At 51.5% G+C, this 20,093-nt stretch carries 21 protein-coding genes; 11 read left to right on the top strand and 10 right to left on the bottom strand.

Features of this window, described 5'->3' with window-relative positions:
- From ACKWCC_RS03805 to ACKWCC_RS03815, 3 genes are all read right to left on the bottom strand, one after another.
- Window positions 1-369 (bottom strand): transposase (locus ACKWCC_RS03805; RefSeq protein WP_413994579.1); only part of this gene is annotated, 369 nt, incomplete at its 3' end.
- A 286-nt stretch (window positions 370-655) separates the two neighbouring features.
- A complete protein-coding gene (locus tag ACKWCC_RS03810; RefSeq protein WP_413994580.1) occupies window positions 656-1,135 on the bottom strand; it encodes a CAP domain-containing protein in 480 nt (159 codons plus the stop codon).
- A 211-nt stretch (window positions 1,136-1,346) separates the two neighbouring features.
- Entirely contained in the window at window positions 1,347-1,835 is a 489-nt protein-coding gene (locus ACKWCC_RS03815) for a CvpA family protein (protein ID WP_413994581.1), read from the bottom strand.
- Window positions 1,836-1,919: 84 nt separating this feature from the next.
- On the opposite strand from ACKWCC_RS03815, the gene ACKWCC_RS03820 reads away from it, so the two are divergent.
- From ACKWCC_RS03820 to ACKWCC_RS03835, 4 genes are all read left to right on the top strand, one after another.
- Entirely contained in the window at window positions 1,920-2,276 is a 357-nt protein-coding gene (locus ACKWCC_RS03820) for a hypothetical protein (protein ID WP_413994582.1), read from the top strand.
- A complete protein-coding gene (locus ACKWCC_RS03825) occupies window positions 2,276-2,581 on the top strand; it encodes an antibiotic biosynthesis monooxygenase family protein (RefSeq protein ID WP_413994583.1) in 306 nt (101 codons plus the stop codon). Before ACKWCC_RS03820 ends, ACKWCC_RS03825 begins: the two co-directional genes overlap by 1 nt.
- Window positions 2,582-2,789: 208 nt before the next feature.
- Window positions 2,790-4,277: a glycerol kinase GlpK gene (glpK, locus tag ACKWCC_RS03830; RefSeq protein WP_413994584.1), complete on the top strand. Its 1,488-nt coding sequence runs from the start codon at window positions 2,790-2,792 to the stop codon at window positions 4,275-4,277.
- Window positions 4,278-4,304: 27 nt separating this feature from the next.
- Window positions 4,305-5,966 (top strand): glycerol-3-phosphate dehydrogenase/oxidase, encoded by a 1,662-nt coding sequence (locus ACKWCC_RS03835; protein WP_413994585.1) that lies wholly within the window; start codon window positions 4,305-4,307, stop codon window positions 5,964-5,966.
- On the opposite strand, the gene ACKWCC_RS03840 is transcribed toward ACKWCC_RS03835, so the two are convergent.
- A complete protein-coding gene (locus ACKWCC_RS03840) occupies window positions 5,963-6,961 on the bottom strand; it encodes an NAD(P)H-dependent glycerol-3-phosphate dehydrogenase (RefSeq protein ID WP_413994779.1) in 999 nt (332 codons plus the stop codon). The genes ACKWCC_RS03835 and ACKWCC_RS03840 overlap by 4 nt on opposite strands.
- Window positions 6,962-7,088: 127 nt before the next feature.
- On the opposite strand from ACKWCC_RS03840, the gene ACKWCC_RS03845 reads away from it, so the two are divergent.
- Entirely contained in the window at window positions 7,089-8,009 is a 921-nt protein-coding gene (locus tag ACKWCC_RS03845) for a nicotinic acid mononucleotide adenyltransferase (RefSeq protein WP_413994586.1), read from the top strand.
- 407 nt (window positions 8,010-8,416) lie between these two features.
- Here the strand turns inward: ACKWCC_RS03845 and ACKWCC_RS03850 are convergent, their stop codons facing one another.
- Window positions 8,417-8,734: a hypothetical protein gene (locus ACKWCC_RS03850; protein WP_413994587.1), complete on the bottom strand. Its 318-nt coding sequence runs from the start codon at window positions 8,732-8,734 to the stop codon at window positions 8,417-8,419.
- A 326-nt stretch (window positions 8,735-9,060) separates the two neighbouring features.
- Window positions 9,061-9,909 carry an AraC family transcriptional regulator gene (locus tag ACKWCC_RS03855; protein WP_413994588.1) on the bottom strand — a complete coding sequence of 283 codons (849 nt, stop codon included), beginning with the start codon at window positions 9,907-9,909 and terminating at the stop codon, window positions 9,061-9,063.
- A 306-nt stretch (window positions 9,910-10,215) separates the two neighbouring features.
- Between ACKWCC_RS03855 and ACKWCC_RS03860 the strand changes: the two genes are divergently transcribed.
- The 4 genes from ACKWCC_RS03860 to ACKWCC_RS03875 all read left to right on the top strand — a co-directional run bounded on the left by ACKWCC_RS03860 (window position 10,216) and on the right by ACKWCC_RS03875 (window position 14,239).
- On the top strand, window positions 10,216-11,196 hold the full coding sequence (locus tag ACKWCC_RS03860) for a phytanoyl-CoA dioxygenase family protein (RefSeq protein ID WP_413994589.1): 981 nt from the start codon (window positions 10,216-10,218) through the stop codon (window positions 11,194-11,196).
- Window positions 11,197-11,286: 90 nt separating this feature from the next.
- A complete protein-coding gene (locus tag ACKWCC_RS03865; RefSeq protein ID WP_413994590.1) occupies window positions 11,287-12,873 on the top strand; it encodes a SulP family inorganic anion transporter in 1,587 nt (528 codons plus the stop codon).
- Between the two features lie 67 nt (window positions 12,874-12,940).
- Window positions 12,941-13,312: a DUF2237 family protein gene (locus ACKWCC_RS03870; protein WP_413994591.1), complete on the top strand. Its 372-nt coding sequence runs from the start codon at window positions 12,941-12,943 to the stop codon at window positions 13,310-13,312.
- Window positions 13,313-13,810: 498 nt separating this feature from the next.
- The gene (locus tag ACKWCC_RS03875; protein WP_413994592.1) at window positions 13,811-14,239 is read left to right on the top strand and encodes an ORF6N domain-containing protein; all 429 of its coding nucleotides are present in this window, start codon (window positions 13,811-13,813) and stop codon (window positions 14,237-14,239) included.
- 346 nt (window positions 14,240-14,585) lie between these two features.
- Here the strand turns inward: ACKWCC_RS03875 and ACKWCC_RS03880 are convergent, their stop codons facing one another.
- The 3 genes from ACKWCC_RS03880 to ACKWCC_RS03890 all read right to left on the bottom strand — a co-directional run bounded on the left by ACKWCC_RS03880 (window position 14,586) and on the right by ACKWCC_RS03890 (window position 17,488).
- Window positions 14,586-15,050: a RidA family protein gene (locus ACKWCC_RS03880; protein WP_413994593.1), complete on the bottom strand. Its 465-nt coding sequence runs from the start codon at window positions 15,048-15,050 to the stop codon at window positions 14,586-14,588.
- Window positions 15,051-15,388: 338 nt separating this feature from the next.
- Entirely contained in the window at window positions 15,389-16,693 is a 1,305-nt protein-coding gene (locus ACKWCC_RS03885) for an alpha/beta hydrolase family protein (RefSeq protein WP_413994594.1), read from the bottom strand.
- A gap of 111 nt (window positions 16,694-16,804) precedes the next feature.
- Window positions 16,805-17,488 (bottom strand): DsbA family oxidoreductase, encoded by a 684-nt coding sequence (locus tag ACKWCC_RS03890; protein ID WP_413994595.1) that lies wholly within the window; start codon window positions 17,486-17,488, stop codon window positions 16,805-16,807.
- A gap of 390 nt (window positions 17,489-17,878) precedes the next feature.
- Here ACKWCC_RS03890 and ACKWCC_RS03895 point away from each other — a divergent pair, with 390 nt between their 5' ends.
- Together ACKWCC_RS03895 and ACKWCC_RS03900 are read left to right on the top strand one after the other, a co-directional pair.
- The gene (locus ACKWCC_RS03895) at window positions 17,879-18,466 is read left to right on the top strand and encodes a TlpA family protein disulfide reductase (RefSeq protein WP_413994596.1); all 588 of its coding nucleotides are present in this window, start codon (window positions 17,879-17,881) and stop codon (window positions 18,464-18,466) included.
- 226 nt (window positions 18,467-18,692) lie between these two features.
- Window positions 18,693-19,031, top strand: coding sequence for a hypothetical protein (locus ACKWCC_RS03900; protein WP_413994597.1), 339 nt, complete (start codon window positions 18,693-18,695; stop codon window positions 19,029-19,031).
- Window positions 19,032-19,138: 107 nt separating this feature from the next.
- On the opposite strand, the gene ACKWCC_RS03905 is transcribed toward ACKWCC_RS03900, so the two are convergent.
- Complete coding sequence (locus ACKWCC_RS03905) at window positions 19,139-20,089, bottom strand: pyridoxal-phosphate dependent enzyme (protein WP_413994598.1); 951 nt, start codon at window positions 20,087-20,089, stop codon at window positions 19,139-19,141.
- Window positions 20,090-20,093 lie beyond the last annotated feature (4 nt).

Here is a 20,093-nt window from a genome sequence, read left to right on the forward strand (position 1 = left end):
GTCGAAACTCTCGGCCCCCATCCTTTTCCTGATGTCCACGAACACCGTGGGATGGAACGGCTCCTTGGGCTGGAAGGCCGGAAGGCCGCAGAAGTACTGGAGGTAGACGTTCTCGGCGATCATGGCGACGGTGCCGCGGTCGTCGAGCCCCAACCTGTGCTTTACGATGATCGCACCTATCACCATGCGCACGTCGACGCTCTGACGGCCGCAGGTGCCGCTGAGCTTTTCCGAGTACACGGCGGCCAGTTCGTCCCAGGGAATCAGCGCCGCCAGTTTTACCCAGCGGTTGTCGGCCAAGAGCTCGTTCTCGAAAGGGGTGGAAAATCCGTTCAGCGTAAGTTGGTTCGATGGCGTATATTTGATCATAACTGCACGGGTCTGTTACCCTAAGTTAGGGAAACCCGTGCACTTGTACAACGGAATTCGTCGATTGTTCAAAAACAAAATGCTGATTGTTAATATCTTACGTTCCCGTTGATAGAAAATCAGCAAGCCCTAAGGTAAGGTTCATTTCGTGGAGTGGGGATTGCATCTTTCACGAAAAATTCGCCCGTACTTTTATGTGGCTGTAAAAGTCGCTTTTAAGGACGTGGTGGCCATCATGTTCTTTGTTGTTCTCAAAAGGGCTTGTGCTCCTTTATCTGGTATGGCCTTATTTTTTGTAGAACAGTTGGGTATAGTAGTAGTTGCCCGTGCCATCTTCCTTAACGCTCACCGCGGTATGGGTAAAATCATCTTCCATGGTCTGTTTGTGGGCGCTGCTGTTCTGCCAGGAGGCAAAGGCCGCTTCGGCCGTATTGAATTTGCGGGCCACGTTTTCCCCAACTTTTACGGCCTCGGATTCCGCGGCAATCTTGGCCGCCCTTGCGCTAAAATGATCGTGGCTCAGTGTTCCCTGGGCAATCATGTAATCCGTGTGCTCATTGGCATATGTATAGGCCACTGCACTGAATTCCAAACTGTTTTTGCCCAAGGATTTGCGGTGGGCATTGATCAAGGCCAGCACCTCCCCTTCCAATTGGGCATTGTTTGTGTTTTCTTCAAGAAAAAGTTCTTGGTCCCCCGCGTCCTTGGTGCATGAAAACAGCATCATCAACAACATAGGGACCGCATATAGCAGCCTCATTTTCATATTGCGTTCTATTGCAAGTAGGTACAAGTGGCCGTGTCAAAGCCTGTGGATAAGATGCGGGGCAACTGTGTTCTGGTTCCGGTGGGGAATCCCGGAAGCATAATGTTAGCCATTAAAATGGCGTGAAGGAGCAAGGTCACCCTTTTTTCGATGAAAAGCAAAAAAACGGGGAGGAAAGGTAAAGGGCAAGATGTTAATGGGGGGTCTAAGTTTAGGCCCTGCCTGCAAATATATAGTGGTGCACCACGGTACCAACATGATAAATGGGCCCATAGAGGGCAGATTCTTGCTTGGAGCTCTCCGGCAATACCCCCAGATCGTCGGTTACCCTTGTAAAATAAACCATTGTCATGCCCAGGACCACAGCTACTTTTAGCGCTCCGAAGAGTGCTCCAAATATTCTGTTCGGCAATCCCAAAAGAATGGCCTGCACCAATTTGGTGAGCACCTTTCCCGCTAGGTGAACGCCAATGACAATGAGAACAAACGTAAGCACAAAGGCAGCGACATGCACCGTTCCCTGTTCCCAATGGGTCCACTGCGCCAGCTGCTCCCCGGTAAGGTCAGAGAAATGGATGGCCCCATAGACCCCGGCCACCAAGGCCGCCAAAGCGGCAAGCTCTATGAGCAGTCCGTTTTTAAAGCCCCTGTACGCCCCCCATAGCAACAGTGCGCCCAGCAGAATATCCAAAGTGGTCATAAACAGATGTTTTCACAAATATAGAATTTTGATCACTACCTTTGCAGGGCACAATGCCATTGAGGTGTCAATCAATCTACAAAAATGTCAAGAGATACGGTCTTAAAGGAAAGATGGGAGCTGTTGGTGGAGAAGCTTTCGGCCAAGTTTTCCGATGGCGACCCCCTGGAGCTCGATGCCATTATCTACTTGGTTGGGGTACAGGAACTGGGGCAATACCACAGGAAGTACAAAAAAGATGAAAAGGTAAATTTAATGCACATTGCCATTTGTAGGCTATTGGAGCCCTATGGCTATTACGAGTTCCATTTTTTTGATGACGATGGATGGCCCCACTACACCGTTAAGGAAGAGCTGCCTCCCCTGAAGGCGGGAGAGCAAACCGTGCTGATGAAACAGGCCATTGTGGATTACTTTTTGGAAAAGGAAATCATCTCCTAATGACGTCCCCGCACTATTATGCCGTTATCTTCACCTCACTTCGTAGGGAAAACAGTCCAGGGTACGAGGAGATGGCCCGGGCAATGGAGGCCCTGGCCAGAAAGCAGCCCGGATTTCTCGGTATGGAACATGCCCGCCAAGAACTGGGCATTACCGTGAGCTATTGGGAGAACAGGGAGGCCATTGCGGCTTGGAAACGGCACGCAACCCACCAATTTGCCCAAGAGAGGGGAAAGGAAGATTGGTACGCTTGGTACCGGATAAGGGTGTGCCGGGTGGAAAGGGACTACGAGTTTAAATCCTGAACGTTTCAAAGCGCGCGAGGAGTATTTAAAAAGCCATGGGCGCACTGGCGTTCCCTGCCTGTAGCCTGGCTTTGCCAACCGGTGCGTTGGGCGTTGGCCACGGGAAGTTTCCCCCTTGCCAAGTTCTCAATTGAAGCGCAGATCTATTTGGATGGTCATTGTGCTTGCCCGTGATAATCCCTATCTTTAGGGTTCTTATTTCATAAAGATGGCAGAAGAATATATCATAGCCCTGGACCAGGGCACCACCAGCTCCCGCGCACTCTTGGTAGATGTGCAGGGCAAGATACAGGGTATGGTGCAGCGGGAGTTTCAACAGATTTTCCCCCAGTCTGGATGGGTGGAACATGACCCCAAGGAAATTTTGGAAAGTCAGATGGGCGTACTGCGGCAGTTGATAAAAGAAAAGAAGGTGTCCCCATCCCAAATAAAGGCCATTGGCATTACCAACCAACGCGAGACCACCGTGGTCTGGGACCGGCATACGGGAGAACCCGTGTACAACGCCATAGTATGGCAGGACAAACGCACCGCGGATATCTGTGAGCACCTAAAAAACCAAGGGCTCACCGAGCACGTTCGCAGCACCACGGGTCTGGTCATTGATTCCTATTTTTCCGGAACCAAGGTAAAATGGATCTTGGACCACGTGGAGGGCGCCAGGGAAAGGGCGGAAAAAGGAGACCTGCTCATGGGCACCATAGACAGTTGGCTGGTGTGGCACATGACCTCGGATAAGAGACATGTAACCGATTATACCAACGCCTCCAGGACCATGCTCTACGATATTGCCAAGTTGGATTGGGACAACACCCTATTGACCGCCTTGGGCATACCCAGATCCATGCTGCCCCAAGTAAGACCATCTGCCCACCATTTTGGCGATTACGAACTGGAGGGGGCCAAGGTGCCCATTGCCGGCATTGCCGGAGACCAGCAAGCGGCACTTTTTGGCCAGGGTTGTTTTGAAAAGGGAACGGCCAAGAACACCTATGGCACAGGATGTTTTATGTTGATGAACACCGGTACGGAGCCGCAATTCTCAAAAAATGGATTGCTCACCACCATTGCCTACGGCCTGGACGGTGAGGTGCACTATGCCCTGGAGGGCAGTATTTTCATTGCCGGCGCCGCCGTGCAATGGTTACGGGACGGCCTGGAACTTATTGAAAATGCCCACGAAACGGAAGCCTTGGCAAAATCCGTGCCCGGTGAAAATTCCGTTTACGTGGTGCCTGCCTTTGCCGGCCTGGGAGCACCCCATTGGGACATGTACGCCCGTGGGGCCGTTTTTGGCCTTACCCGGGATACCGGAAAGGCGCACTTGGCCAAAGCCACCCTGGAGTCTTTGGCCTACCAGACCAAAGACATTCTAAAGGCCATGGAGAATGACAGTGGGCTCCAATTGAAAAACCTAAGGGTAGATGGCGGGGCATGCGCCAATAACCACTTAATGCAGTTTCAGGCAGATATTTTGGACACCGAGGTGCACCGTCCGGAGGTCATTGAATCCACCGCTATGGGGGCCGCGTTTTTGGCGGGCATTCAAGTGGGCCTGTGGACGCAGACAGATATTGATCAGACCCGCCCCATAGACAGGATTTTCAAATCTACCTTTGATCGGGTAAAACGGAAACGCCTCTACGATTATTGGAAGAAGGCCGTGGAAAGAAGCAAGGGCTGGCTGGATCACTGATCGCCGCCCACAAAAAAAGAAAAAGCTATGAAGAACATTAAATTCTCCAAGGATGGGAGAAAAGACAGCATTGCCAAACTGGGCAGTGAAGCGTACGATCTTTTGGTCATAGGCGGGGGCATCACCGGGGCAGGCATTGCCCTGGACGCCGCTTCCCGGGGTCTGAAAACGGCCCTGGTGGAAAAGAACGATTTTGCCAGTGGCACCAGTAGCAAGAGCACCAAGCTGATCCACGGCGGGTTGCGTTACCTAAAACAGTTCGATTTTTGGTTGGTGAAGGAAGTGGGCTCGGAACGGGCCATTGTCCATAAATTGGCGCCCCATTTGGTACTGCCCGAAAAAATGCTGCTGCCCCTGATCGAGAACGGTTCGTACGGCAAATGGCTCACCTCCATTGGCCTAAAGGTGTATGATATCCTGGCCGAGGTGACCGGGGAAGACAAACGTAAAATGCTGGAGAAGAAGGAAGCCAAAAAATTGGAGCCCCTTTTGCCAAAAAAAATATTGAAGGGCGCCGGTTATTATGCAGAATACAGAACGGACGATGCCCGCCTTACCCTGGAAAACATCAAGACCAGTCTGCAGTACGGGGCAGACTGTCTCAACTATGCCGCGGTGAGAGCCTTTGATTACGATGACGGACAAGTGTGCGGGGCCCAAGTGGAAGACGTGCTCTCCGGTGAAACCTTCCACATAAAGAGCAAATACGTGATCAGCGCGGCCGGGCCTTGGGTAGATGAGCTCAGGAGCATCAACAATTCCAAAAAGGGGAAGCGCCTGCACCTCACCAAAGGGGTGCACTTGGTTTTTCCCCACCACAAATTGCCCGTAAGGCAATCGGTTTATTTTGATGTGCCAGATGGCCGCATGATGTTTGCCATCCCTCGGGGAAAGGTCACTTACGTGGGCACCACGGACACCAATTACCATGACAACAAGGACAAGGTGGGCACGGATGTGGCCGATGCCATCTACCTCATTTCAGCGGTGAACAACATGTTCCCGGACATCCAGTTGGAGATGGAGGACATTGTCTCCTCCTGGGCCGGCTTGCGCCCCTTGATCCACGAAGAGGGCAAGTCTGCCTCGGAACTTTCCAGAAAGGACGAGATTTTCACCTCAGATTCCGGCCTGATCAGCATTGCCGGCGGAAAGCTCACGGGCTACCGTAAAATGGCCGAGCGCGTGGTGAACCGTGTAACGGAGAAAATCAGGGAACAGGGGCAAAGCACCAAGGAATGCTCCACGGCCACCATACCCCTTTGCGGCAATGACTTCAAGAAGTTCAAGCACGTACAGAAATACATTGACGATGTTGCCACAAGGCTGGCAACCGATGGTTTTGAACGGTACCAGGCCTGGTATCTGGTCACCACCTACGGGAAACAGACCGAGACCATATTGGAGAACTACGCCAAACGAAAGGAAAAGGACCACGCCACCCGCCTACTACTGGCCGAACTGCAATTTGGGATCGATTTTGAGATGATCCACAACCCGGCCGATTTCTTTATCCGCAGAACCGGAAGGCTCTATTTTGACATTGACAGCGTGCGCACCTATCTGGACCCCGTGTTGCAAGAGTTTAAAACCGCCCACGGGGCCACCGAGGCACAATTGTTGGCGTGGAGGGAAACTATGGAGGAAGCCTTGACCGAACACTCGGATTTCTCCCTGCAAAGGGCCTAGTCCAATTGATCCGTCAGGGCCGTGAACGTTTGTTTTGCGTTGGCACCATGGTACAAAATGGCATGAACCGCATCAATGATGGGCGTTTCACAGGGCTTGTTAAAGTTCTCTTTTAAGATGTAGGCACTTTTTGTTGCATAATACCCTTCTGCCACCATGCTCATTTCCATCATGGCGCTTTTAACCGTATATCCCTTGCCGATCATGGTGCCGAACATCCGGTTGCGGCTAAAGGTACTGTATCCGGTGACCAATAGATCGCCCAGATAAGCAGAGTTGTTTATGTTCCGCTTCATCTTGTGCACGCGCTTTATAAAACGTTTCATCTCCCGTATGGCATTGCTCATGAGCACGCTCTGAAAATTGTCCCCGTAGCGCAGCCCGTGCGCAATACCGGCCGCCACCGCATAGATGTTCTTGAGCATGGCGGCATATTCCGTTCCTATGATGTCATCACTGATCTTTGTTTTAATGTGGTCGCTTTTCAGGGCATTGGCCAATTGGTGGGCCTTTTGGGCATCCGCACAGGCCAAGGTAAGATAGGACAGGCGCTCAAGGGCCACCTCCTCTGCATGGCAGGGACCGGTGAGCACGCCTATATTGTTGAATGGAACGCCATATTCATTGTGAAAGTGCTCCCCAACAATAAGTCCGGTTTCCGGAACAATGCCCTTAATCGCAGAAAACAGGGTCTTGTCCTTTAAGGGCACGGACAAGGGTTTAAGTTCGCTTTCCAAGAACGCCGAGGGAATGGCAAAAATGAGCACTTGGGCCTGGCTCACGGTGGTGTTTATATCGTGCGAGAGCTGCAGCATGGGCTTGGGGAACTCCACCGAGCTCAGATAATTGGGGTTGTGGCCAAAACGCTGCAAATGGGCAATGGCATCTTGGTTGCGCATGTACCATCCTATGGTATGCCCGTTTCCCGTGAGCATTTTGGCTATGGCGGTGGCCCAACTGCCGCCACCGATTACCGCAAAAGTGGTCTGTTTCATAAAGCTAAACTCCTTGGCCCACAAAACTACCAATTATTTATAAGCTTTTTAATCATTGATTTTCAATAACTTAGCTAATATGGCACGATGCTTGTTTTCCTTATGGTGAACCTTAAAACCATCTGTTATGAAAGCACTGAAGCACACCTTGGGACTCCTGCTAATGGCCGCCTTGCTGTTCTCCTGCACCAGGGAGGTCTTGGTCAGTGACAATTTCATAACGGCCTCGGCCTTCAATACGGAGCAAGTGCTGCAGTCCTTTGATCTGTGGTACGTGGATATCCACGCCACCCAGGGCAGGGGCGAGGTGCCCTTTCTGCAAAGGGCCTTTACCGTGTCCTTTGATCGGGGCACCCTTTACGCCAACAACAACATTGTGGGCATTGGTAAAACCGGTGGTGGTCTGGGCATTGATGTAGGGTTCTACCGCGCCCTGAACGGAGCCGTGGAAGTGGACCATGACGTGGACGGTCTGTGGACCTTGGAGATCTTTGCCGTGGATCGGGCCACTTTGGAGCTTTACGATCCCAGGTCCGACACTTCTTATTTTCTCATCGGTTACCAAAGAAATACCTTTGACTATGACCGGGTGTTCTACGAGAACATCAATTATCTTGTGCAGGAGTACGATGCGTGGGAAAAGACCTTTACCAGTAATGAAGGGGCCATCAACGATTTTGATCGCGAAAATTACCTGCAATTTCTCCCCTCCTTCTTCCGATCTTCCGTGGATTTGCCCGGAACACCGATCGGTGCCCTACAATGGGATTTTGAGGGGAATTACCAAGTGTACGATGTGGCCAATGACCCCAGTCTAAAGACCCTGACCCTGGAATATGATTTTATGGGGAACGATTATTTTGAGCTGTACGTGATCAACGACAGTACCATAGAACTGTACCACCCGGACAGTGGCACCGTGTACGAATTTAAGGGCAGGGGCTACCAGCAATATTTGAAGCGCGCCAAGGGTACGGCGGACAAAAAACGAAAGAAGATCAACAACCCCACTATGAGGGTGAAACGCAGTAGGGCAAGCGTGAAGTGAAGCAGCATCCAAGGAACAAGTATGGAGTATCAAGTACCGAGTATTGGGTACCAAGTATTGGGTACTGTGTGTCGAGAGCCCATTTTCCTGATTTAGGTTGAATGGAATTGATTTGGCGACACTATCCCACTGGGGAGATTGTTTTTTTTGATTTAGGATGATAACTCCGCTTACGGCACTTCGCTTCTGTCCTCGTTCCACCGTCTTGGCGAGGAGCCGGCAATGTGTTGAAGCCCGAAATAAGGCCTCCGGCGCCGCGGCCATGCTGTTGATATGTGGCCGATAGTTTTTGGTGGGCAGTTTTAGTCCGTGGAGGGTAGTCCCTTGGGATTTTACTTGTCCAGTCAAAGGTTTCAAATCTCAAATCTCAAATCTCAAGTCTAGTATCTACTATCTCCTTCCCCAAATCACTCCTTTGCCAGTTCCAGGGTCTGCACCGTTCGCGCGCCATCGGTGGACTTCCATTTCTGGTAACGGTTCTTGTCCTCCATTTTGATCCAGGTCTTGGATAGGTCGGAATTTTCACCGTCTATGGTCACCTGTTGTTCGGTGGCGGTCCACGTAAACGGACTGCTGTCCTTTTCGGTAACGCCCAAGAGGGAATAGTTCAGGTTTTTTTCACCGGTGCCATTTCGGTTAAAGGTAATGGTGCCTATGTCCATCACCGTCATTCCCTGTTCGCCGGCCGTGGTGCGATCGTACTTTTGAACATTCCAGGTGCCCACAATTTTTGGGGCACAGGAGCCTAAGAAAAGGAGTGTTGAACAAACAATAAGTGTGATTCTAAAAAATGTCATGGCAAAAATGGTTTGATTGGCACCGCCAAAGGGTTTGATGCTCCCAGGCTTGCCTCGAAATTAAAATCCAGTTTCTCATGAATGCCTCGTGGGCTTGCCCCCATGGTAGTTTACTTTTAACGGCTTACGGGCCTTCCCTTTGAAATTGACTTAAAGCCAAATGTCCTTAAAGGCCAACACCCAAGCTTTTAACGTTCCCTGGGCACCGGTACAAATATGGCAAAACTGCCTCTCCGGCATTGCGGCTATCGCATTTATTTTTGCTTCGTTCTCTTTTGGAAGGCAGACGGGTTTTCTCCGGTGAGGTTCTTAAAGACCCGGTTAAAGTAGGAAAGGCTCTCAAATCCGCAGGCAAAGCAGGCTTCGCCCACGTTACTCCCGTTCAAGAGCATGCGCTGTGCCTGTCCCACCCGGTATTGGTTTAAAAAAACAATGAAGGTGGTGCCCGTGTTTTTTTTAAAGTAGCGGCAAAAAGCCGGCTTGCTCAAATTGCAGAGCGCGGCCATTTCCGCCACGGCAATGCGCCTTTGGTAGTGCTCGTCCACATAGCTGTGTATGGCCCGCAGCCGCTTTTGTTCCTTTTGGTTGTAGCGGTTCACAAAGGGTTTTTTGTGCAACAGTTCAAATTCCGTGCTTTCGGAAAGTCGCTTTAACACGTGCATGACCTGCATAAAGAAGGGAAAGGGCTCCAAGCCGACCAAGGTCTTCATCAAGGCGCCCACTTCCTTTTTGGTATCCCCGTAAAAGGCAATGCCATATTTGGAAAGTTCCAAGAGGCGCTCTATCTGTTTAAGGTCGGCCAGCCCTTCCAAGATCACTTCCTTAAAAGTGGGCTTTATGTGCAGCACCTCCTTTTGGTAGGGGGTGGTAACACCGTGGTCAAAATTGAGATGGGGAATGTTGGAGCCAATGAGCACCAGGTCGTTTTCACGATATTCCGAAATATGGTCGCCCACCATCCTCTTGGCGGAGGCCCCCTCTATGTACACCAGTTCCAGTTCCGGATGAAAATGCCAATAGAAGAGGTGACTCAGCTTGGGGTTGTGCAACAGCCTGAACGGGCTGTTGGATTCTGGTGCAATGGTCTCTAGGGCTACTTTCATGGTTTTGCTCAACGTTGGCGTCACTAGGTTCAAGGGAACAATGAAACATAGACAAAAAAGGTGTAGGGCATCAAGCCATCGATTTATGCTGCAAGAGCGGCCATCGGTGCTTCGGTTTTTTCTCTTTTTGCCTGCTGTTCAAGGGATGGGTCATCCACCTAAACTTCATCAGAAATTATACAAAATATACTAATTTGAGACCATCGACCCAATTTAAAGTTAATATTGTTCAACTAATGAGCAATATCGGTAAATTTTTTCAAGGTTCAGGGTTTTATTTTTGATACCATTAAAAACGGAAAGAAAATGATGAAGCAAGAAGGGAGGCAGAATAGGGCCATGGCCAATAAGGACCATAAAGACATTCCCGGTAACCCGAGCACGGCCACCAGCAGCTCCCAAAAACTCAATGACCGGAGCAATGGAAAACCCTTGCGTGTCCTGAGCGAGGAAGATTGGGAATTTTGGAAGCACAACGGCTACATTGTCATAAAGAACGCGGTGCCCAAGGAACAGGTTGCGCAGACCGCAGCTTTCCTATGGGAATTTGATGAAAAGGATGCCGCTGACCCCAGCACTTGGTACGCCCCGCCCCGGGCAGAAATGAAGATGAAGGAGCTGGCGGGCACCGGAATGGTAGAGGTGTACAACCACCAGACCTTGTGGAACAATAGACAGACCCAGCGGGTGTACGATGCCTTTGTGGATGTCTGGGGCACCGAAAAACTATGGGTTACCATTGACCGGGCCAATCTTAATTTTCCGCAACGGGCCGGTGAGGAGCGGGACGGTTTTATACATTGGGACTACGACCCCGAGACCAAGCCCCAGAATGTGCAGGGCGTATTGGCCCTGGCCGATCAGACCGATGAGGAAATGGGAGGCTTTCAGTGTATTCCTTGGCTGTACCGCAACTATGACACTTGGAAAAAGGACCAGCCGGCGGACAGGGACCGCTTCCAGCCCAATCTGGAAGGCCTTCGGGACAAAATCGTTAAAGTGAAAATGGCCGCCGGAGACCTACTGATCTTCAACAGCACGGAGCCGCACGGCATAAGGCCCAATCGCTCCAAGGACAAGGTGCGCATGGCACAGTACATTTCCATGATGCCGGCAGAGGAAGACAACGAGGCCCTTAGGGACTGGCGCATACATTCCTGGAAAAATCGGGTGGCCCCAGAAGGCTATGCCTTTCCGGGAGATCCAAGAAACTGGGAACAGATCAAATACAACACTGCTGTCTTGAGTCCCTTGGGCAAAAAGCTGTTGGGGCTGGACAAATGGTAACAACGTATCTCCTTAATTTGGTTAAGTTGGTCCCATAATCCCTGCCCTGAGAATAAAATGGTATTTTTGCGCGCTTCAAAACAGCACGTAATGCGCAAGTACTTCAATCTTTTCGATTTTAAACAGAAGGTGAACTACAAGACCGAGATCCTTTCCGGTCTTACCGTGGCCCTTGCCCTGGTGCCAGAGGCCATTGCCTTTGCCCTAATCCCCGGGTTTTCTCCCCTTACCGGTCTTTACGCCGCTTTTGTCCTTTGTCTGGTGACCTCCATTTTTGGAGGACGGCCGGGAATGATCTCCGGGGCAACCGGGGCCGTGGCCGTAGTTTTCGTGGGCCTGATCCTGGAATTGAAACGCAATTTTCCGGACATTGCCCCCGAGACCATACTGAACTACGTCTTTGCAACCGTGATCATTGCCGGGCTGTTGCAGATCTTGGCGGGCGTGCTGCGCCTTGGAAAATTCATTCGCTTGGTGCCCCACCCGGTCATGTTCGGCTTTGTGAACGGCTTGGCCATTATCATCTTTATGGCCCAGTTCCCAAACTTTTACCAAAAGGGAACGGAAGAACTCTTGTCCTTTACGCCCTTTTCCGTGATGTTGGGACTTACGGTGCTCACCATGGCCATCATTTGGGGCCTGCCCAAGATCACCAATGCCGTGCCCTCTTCTTTGGTGGCCATTCTGGTGGTCTCCGCCATTGTCATTGGTTTCAACGTGGACACCCTTACCGTGGCCGATACCATGGGCGAGGGCGAGACCATAAAGGGAGGTTTTCCGCCCTTGTCCATTCCGCAGATTCCCATTACTTGGGAGACCTTCACCATTATTTTTCCCTATGCCGCCATTGTGGCGGGCGTGGGGCTGATCGAGAGCCTGCTCACCTTGAACATCATTGACGAGATCACGGATACCCGGGGCAGCGGCAATAGGGAGTGCGTGGCCCAGGGATCCGCCAATATCCTTTCCGGCTTTTTGTCCGGTATGGGCGGTTGCGCCATGATCGGCCAAAGTCTGATCAACACCTCTTCCGGGGCAAGGGCACGCTTGTCTGGCATTACGGCGGCGGTGATGCTGCTGGTCTTCATCATGTTTGGCAGCGGATTGATCGAACGCTTGCCCATGGCGGCCCTGGTGGGCCTTATGTTCATGGTGGCCATTGGCACCTTTGAGTGGGCCAGTTTCAGGACTTTTGGAAAAATGCCCAAGAGCGACGTGGTGGTCATGGTATTGGTTACCCTCATTACCGCGGTGACCCATAACCTGGCCGTGGCCGTGCTCCTGGGCGTGGTCATCTCTGCATTGGCCTACGCCTGGGAAAATGCCAAAAGGATCCGTGCCCGGAAATACGTTGATGAGCACGGCATAAAACACTATGAAATCTACGGACCACTGTTCTTTGGCTCCACCACCTTGTTCAACGAAAAGTTCGATGTGCCCAACGACCCCGAGGAGGTGATCATTGACTTTAAGGAAAGTAGGGTCTCGGACATGTCCGGCATAGAGGCGTTGAACAAGATCACCGAGCGTTACGCCAAGGTGGGCAAAAAGGTGCACCTGCGCCATTTGAGCAAGGACTGCATTAGACTGCTCAAAAATGCGGACAAGATCATTGATGTGAACGTTTTGGAGGATCCCACCTACAAAGTGGTGGTGGACCGCATCAGCCAAAAATAGGCAGGGATCGGGGCCAAGTTTTTGAACCTCTTCTTTTTTCGTCGTAATTTTAGAAAAACAAATGGTTATGGAGCGCAACGTGTTGGGAACTGAACTGCAGGAATGTTGCCAAAACCCAAAAACCGGGTTTTACAGGGACGGATTTTGCCGTACGGGAAACGAAGATGTGGGCACCCACGTGGTCTGCTCCATCATGACCGAGGAGTTTCTGGTGTACACCAAGGCCCAAGGCAATGACCTGAGCACCCCACTGCCCATGTACCAATTTCCGGGACTGCGGCCGGGCGATCATTGGTGTCTCTGCGCCAGTAGATGGAAACAGGCCTACTTGGCCGGAAAGGCACCCGAAGTGGTGCTGGAGGCCACCCACGAAAAGGCATTGGATTACGTGGATTTCCAATGGCTCTTGGAGCATAAGCATACGCCCGCCAAGGGGTGATATGGGCCTAAGAGGACGGCATTGATCATAGCCCACGGTTTAAACCGTGGGCTATGGGAAATCTACGGATAACCAAACCGTTTTAACGGTTTAAAAACGTGACGCTATGCCACACTCTCAATAAAATTTGGATTCACGCAATATGGTCCGCCAAGAATATGAGGAAAGGAGCAATCGGATATAAACAACACCATTCGTCCTGGTGAATCCAACCAAATTCCAATGCCCGGTCTTGACCTTAATTTACCGTAAGCAGGGCCGTGGCCTCGATCTCCACTTTCCAAGAATCCAGCCCCAAAATGGGCACGCCCACCAAGGTGCTGGCCGGCATATCGGTGTCACCGAGCAATATGTTCAGGGCAATCTTGAAAACCTATAGGAAGTGGTAAGAATCTATCACCCGTTATCCTGATATCATAAATTGTCATTTCAAAAACCTATTTTTACAAACCATCAATACAGACCGAATGAGCGATAAATTGGCCATAACTCTACCAAGTGGAGACCAAACAACTGAAAAGGCAGGTTCGCAGGAACATTGATCGGTTTCCAAAGGATTTTATGTTCGAGATCAACAAAGAGGAGTTCCAAAATTGGAGGAGCCAATTTGGCACCTCCAATGCATCAGACAAAATGGGTCTCCGATATGCCCCTATGGTGTTCACCGAACAAGGGGTCGCCATGCTATCGAGCGTACTCAACAGTCCAACGGCCATAAGGGTCAATATCCAGATCATAAGAGTGTTCACCAAGATTAGGGAAGTATTGACCGACAAGTTAAACCTAAAACTGGAAATCGAGGAGATCAAGAAGAAGCTCAGCAACCAGAGCAAGAACATTGAACTGGTTTTCAATTATCTTGACGAGCTTACCAAAAAGTTGGAGACACCGGAAAAGCCTCGGAACAAAATAGGCTACAAGAACTAGTCCCAAGGGAAAAAAATCCACACCGTTCATCCTTCACGGCTCACTCGATCTTTTTTTGTCCTTCCGTACCCAAAGGCCCATTGGGCTTTTTATGCGCCAAGCGCATTTGCAGCAGATTGTAGCGTGCTGGGCAACTCCGATCATCTGCGCCGTGGAGAAACCTGATGCATAAAAACCTACCCAAAGCAATTTACATAACGTTGTATTACGCCACCACCTGACCGCTCATAATAACGGGACGTAAAATTGCCCTCGCCCACACACTCAAAACTGAACCAAAATGGGCAAAAAAAGGCGTCACTCAAGATGTGTGCTCTTGGCAATAAAACGGATTAAGATTTACGATTTAGTTAACGGGAAGCACGGCCGTGGCCTCGATCTCCACTTTCCAGGAATCCAGCCCCAAAATGGGTACGCCCACCAAGGTGCTGGCCGGCATATCGGTGTCACCGAGCAGTTCCTTTCTCACGGCACGGAACACGGGCAGCATATCGGGCGAATAGTCCACCACATAGGTGTTGTACTTTACCACATCATCAAAACTGGCACCACTGTTTTCCAGGGTTTTCAAGAGTTTGCCCAGCGCATCCCTAAACTGGGCCTCAAAGGTGGGGCCTTCGCCCACTTGTCCCGAAATGTAGATGGTCTTGATGCCGTTGGCCTCCACAATGACGGCCTCGGAGTAGCCTTCCCTGGGATCCACGACCGTTTTTAACAGGGAGGTTCCGGTAGCTTCTTGGGGCGTAACTCGTTGGGGGGCTTCCTTACAGGCCATCAACAGAACAAAGAACAAAAGAAAGGTGTTTTTCATGGTGTAACCGTGTTTGCCGCGCCCATTGGGTACGCGCTGTGAATGATGTTGTTTTTACTAAGGTTGGTGCTACCACGAATGTTGTGGAAACGAAAATGGTTTTTGGCCAGACCAAGGATTTCAGAATGTAGCACGTAAGACCAAAAACACCTCCCATTACCAACACCCATAAAGTAAGTGGCCGTAATTTATGGAACTACAAATATAAAAACCTACGCCTTGGTCTTTCCGTCCTGGGTCAAAATTGTGAATCAGGATTTTTTGCCCACAAATGTAATGGCAAAACCCATCATTTGGGTTAAAAGGAAGGGCGCAGCCTAAAAAAAGCTGCCCGGCACCTACATTCCCTTGGCGTGGCGCAGTTCCATCCCCGTGGAAGAGCGCGGGACAAAACCTTCCCAAGTTTCCTCGTTGGAGTGCTGCGGAAGGCTCAGATATTTGCCGTAGTCCTGGTTTTTTAGGTGGATGCCCAAAAAGGCGCTTACAAAATGTTGGTTTATATTGTTTATTCTGCGCTGGTCCCAAGAAGGTTCGGCATAGCGGTAATATTCATCTATGTGCAATCCGGGCCGCAATGCCTCGGCCGGTGGTGGGTTCGGGGCCACGTTGTGCCTGGCGTTCAGGTAGGTGAGCAAGTAGCGATCGGCGTTCACACTGCCCTCATAAATGGCCTTCACCCCTTTTTCATAGCCCGAAATATCATCCTCGCTGCCGGCCACAAAAAAGGTGGGCACGGTAAGGCCCTTGAGTCCGTCCGCGTCCCAAATGCCCCTGGTCATGCCCCAGGGGGCAAAGGCCACAATGGCCTTGATGCGCGGATCCGATCCCCCTTGGTACGCCTCGTTGCCGGCCAGTAGCGGATTTATGGCCGTGCTGCCCCCGGTCATGCCGGCAAAAAACTGTCCCAGGCCAGCGCTGTAGCCGGCGCCGCCCACGTTGAGCACGCCATAACCGCCCATGGAATACCCTATGATGCCGGTATTGGACGTATCCATTATGCTGCCCAAGGGGTCGTTATCTCCCGATGCCTCCAAACGCGCCATGGCATCAACGGCGAAAGAGATGTCCTTGGCACGGTTCAATAAAGTACTGTGAAAGGCATTGGCATCCTTGAAAGTGGAATCTGTATGATCAAGGGCCAGTACCACATATCCTTTGGAGGCCAGGTTTTCCGTGAGGTAGGTCATGATATAGCGGCTGCCCACATATCCGTGGGAGACCACCACCAGGGGAAACTTCCCGTCTCCGGTGCTTGGTGGGGCGTCCCTATGGGCCCGGCCGTAAAACTGGAAGGGAACCAGGGGCCTAAGGCTGTCGCCCCGGGTGCCCATCACCTCTTTGTAGCTTTCCAGTTTGTCCTTGTGGGCACCAGCTTGGGCCGGGTACCAGATCTCTGCCCTGATGGGCCGATCGTACCGCACTTCCCTTTGGGGGGTGGAGTTCAAGATATCCAGTTGATCGGTGTGCACCAGGTCCAAGGTGCGGACACCAACGGCATAGGGTCCGCGGGCCGCCAGTTCTGGGGCGTCTGGCAGGGCATCACCGTACACAAAGGTGTCTTGCGCAAAGGTCGGGGCAAGGCATAAAAACAACCATAAAAAGAGCCATGGGCGTTGGGCCTTGTTATTATTTAAAAGTGACATATCGCAGCTGTTATCGTTGGTCTTTCAAGATAGCCATTTTTGGGCAATGCGTTGGGTTTTTCCAGTTTTTGGCAACCTCAATTTCCCCAGCATGCTTGTGCCACGGAAATTCTAGCAGCCGTCCGTACCGCATTGGTCGCCCTCAGAAATTGCTTTATTGGGGGCCAATGTGGCAAAAGCCTCCAAAAAGGCCTCTGGCGGTTGTGCCCCGCTGATGCCGTGGGTGCCGTTTATGATGAAAAAGGGCACCCCGGTGACCCCCATTTGCTGGTAATGCGCTATTTCCTGCTTTACGGCATAGGCCATTTCCCCATCGGCCATCACCTGCCTCGTTTTTTCTGGGCTCCAACCAAAATCGGCCATGATGTTTTCCAGTACATCGGGTTCGTTCAAGTGCTTTTTCTCCACAAAATAGGCAGACAGAAACCGCTCTTTGAGTGCTGCCTTGAACCCTTCCGCTCCGGCGGCGTTCAAGAGCTGGTGCAAGGGGAGGGTGTTCATGGCCCTTTGTTCCGGATTCCAGTTGAAATCGATGCCCACCGTCTTCCCAACCGATGTCAACCTGTTCAGCATGGCTTCGGTCTTATCGGCATCCCCAAATTTTTGGGCCAGATAATCAAAAAGGTTCAGGCCCTCTTTGGGCAATTGTGGGTTCAGCTCAAAAGGGTACCAACTCACTGTGATCGGGGTGCCTTTCCATTGGGACAGGGCTTTTTCCAGATTTCGTTTTCCAATATAGCACCAGGGACAGGCCACGTCAGAGACCACGGCCACCGTTAGGGTTTCTTCTTGCATCGTGTTTTTTTGTAAATGTCAAAATTAATCAAAAGGGGGCTAACCGCCAGCCTCGCAAAATATCTTTCAAGGGGAGGTGGGCAGGGCTCCTTTCCGGTGCTGCCACATCTATTTGGGCAGTACAGGTTTAGTACATCCAATATGATCTTCCAACTGTTTTGATCACCGGTACCGAAAAGGAACCCTGGGGCGGGCCCGCCCATACCGAAAGGCACGTTCGGGCGGGCCCGCCCGTAGCGCAAAGGAACATTCGGGCGGATGCCTCAATCGCAAAAGTCATGATTTTATGGGGCTTGGCCCACTCACTACGAAAGTCCAATACATCATCCGGGATAAAGCGATGTTAAAAAGGACCATCAACCTTTTTAAAAACAATAATTTTGTGGGGTGATGGAGAAAAAAAAGAAGAAATGGGACTACGGGAACGTGTTTTTGGGGATCTTTTTGATCCTGCTCCTGATCCCGCAGACCCGTACGCCGATCACCGTGGCCGTGAACCAATTGAAGATGATGGTCTTCTCCCCATCCGAGATGGATGCCAATGACCAACTTCAATTGGATGCCTTTGAATATCACGTGGCCGATCTATACGGAAACAGCCGTTCTTTTGGCATAGGCAAAGGAAGTCCTGTTTTCTTGGGCTACTGGGCCACCTGGTGCGGTCCCTGCATTGCAGAACTGCCCAGCATACAAGAGCTGCATGCAGATTATGGAGACCAAGTGCAGTTTGTGCTGCTTACCCAGGAAGCACCGGAGGTGGTGCGCGCATTCTTGGACAAAAGGGGGTTGGACCTCCCGGTGTTTTTTCCGCAAATGGATACGCCCAAAACACTCTATGAGAGCAGCATCCCCACCAACTATATCATTGATGGCCAGGGAACCGTACGGGTCAAGGAAACGGGGGCGGCCAACTGGAACAGCGGCAAAGTGCGCAAACTTTTGGACGGTATGCTAGGCAAACCGCTTTCAGCATGGTGAACCTATGCCCATTCGCGGATGCAATGCGCTTACAATTTTTTATCTTTGTGGGGGTTATGGATCACCATGACGAGACCGTTGCTTTCCCAAACCTCCCGCTTTCCGATGGAGCCATGACCATGCCTTAAAAATAAAAATGATGAGATACCTTTCCCTAAGTGCCGTATTGGTTTTTTTCTTGGCGTTCCAAAGTTGCCAGGAGGAAGCGCCCAAGCAAAACCCCCAAATGAAAAAAGTCATGGACATCCACGATGAGGTGATGCCAAAAATGGGTCATTTGGGCAGGTTGGTGGGCCAGTTAAAGCCCATGGCCGATTCCTTGGGGATGGATTCCCCCCACGGAAAAGCAATGCGCGACCTCCAAGATGCCAACACCACCATGATGGATTGGATGAGAGGTTTTGGCGATCGTTTTGGACCGGAAGAGATCATGAAGGGCAAGCCCTTGACCGAGGAAAAACAGGCTTGGTTGGATGAAGAGGAGGAAAAGGTAAAGGTGGTGAAGGAAAAAATAAACGGCAGCATTGCCCGTGCCGAAGCTCTTTTGAACGAAGGGGCCAACTGATGCTTGCCCCCTGTTTCCCGCACCAAAGTTGTTTATTGCCTTCCCGATTTTTAGGAATCTAAGGGAAAGCTCTGGGACCGCCGTTTTGTTGCCCCTTATGCTAATGGCTACCCAAAGGGCAGCCGGTCCAGGTCCACATTGCCACCGGAAATGATGACCCCCGTTTTTTTGGCCCTGTAGCGTTCCGGGTTTTCCTTGGCATCCCGCAGCAGGGCGGCCACGGTCACGGCGCTGGATGCCTCGATGACCATTTTCATGCGCTCCCATACCAGGCGCATGGCCAGCACAATTTCGTCTTCCGTGACCCGTACAATTTTTTCAACGTGTTGTTGTATGATGGGAAAATTCTTGTCGCCCAGTACCGTTTTCAATCCATCTGCGATGGTATCGGTACTGTCGTTGCCCTCTATTTTTCCGCTCAGCAGGGACCGGTAGGCATCGTCCACGGCAAAGGGTTCCCCGCCCAACACCCTGCAGTCCGTGCCCAAGTGGTGGGCCGCCAGGGCAGAACCGGCAATGAGCCCGCCACCGCCCACGGGGCAGAATATGGCCCGCAGTTGGGGCTGGGATTCCAAAAGTTCCACGGCCGCGGTACCTTGGCCCAAAATGACATCTTCATTGTTGGAGGGGTGCAGGAAGCTTGCCCCCGTTTTGGCCTTGATCTCCGCTGCCATACCTTCCCTGGCCTTCAGGTTGGGTTCGCACTCGTAAATGGTGCCGCCGTAGGCCTTGACCCCTTGCTTTTTGATCTTTGGTGCCGTTCGGGGCATGACAATGTGGGCCGGTACCCCCAAGGTTTGGGCCGCCAGTGCCAAGGCCTGGGCAAAATTCCCCGAGGAATGTGTTACCACCCCTTTTTTGCGCCGGGCTTTGGGCAGGCGCAAGATGGCGTGCGCGGCGCCCCGTATCTTGTAGGCACCGGCCCGCTGGAAGTTCTCGCACTTAAAGAAGACCTCGCCGCCCACCATGGCATTGATCTGCCGGGAAGTGAGCACGGGGGTGTTGTGCACATGCGGTGCTATGAGCCGGTGGCACTGCAAAAGGGCTTCTTGGGTCATTTTT

Source organism: Maribacter aquimarinus (assembly GCF_047345505.1).
GTDB lineage: Bacteria > Bacteroidota > Bacteroidia > Flavobacteriales > Flavobacteriaceae > Maribacter.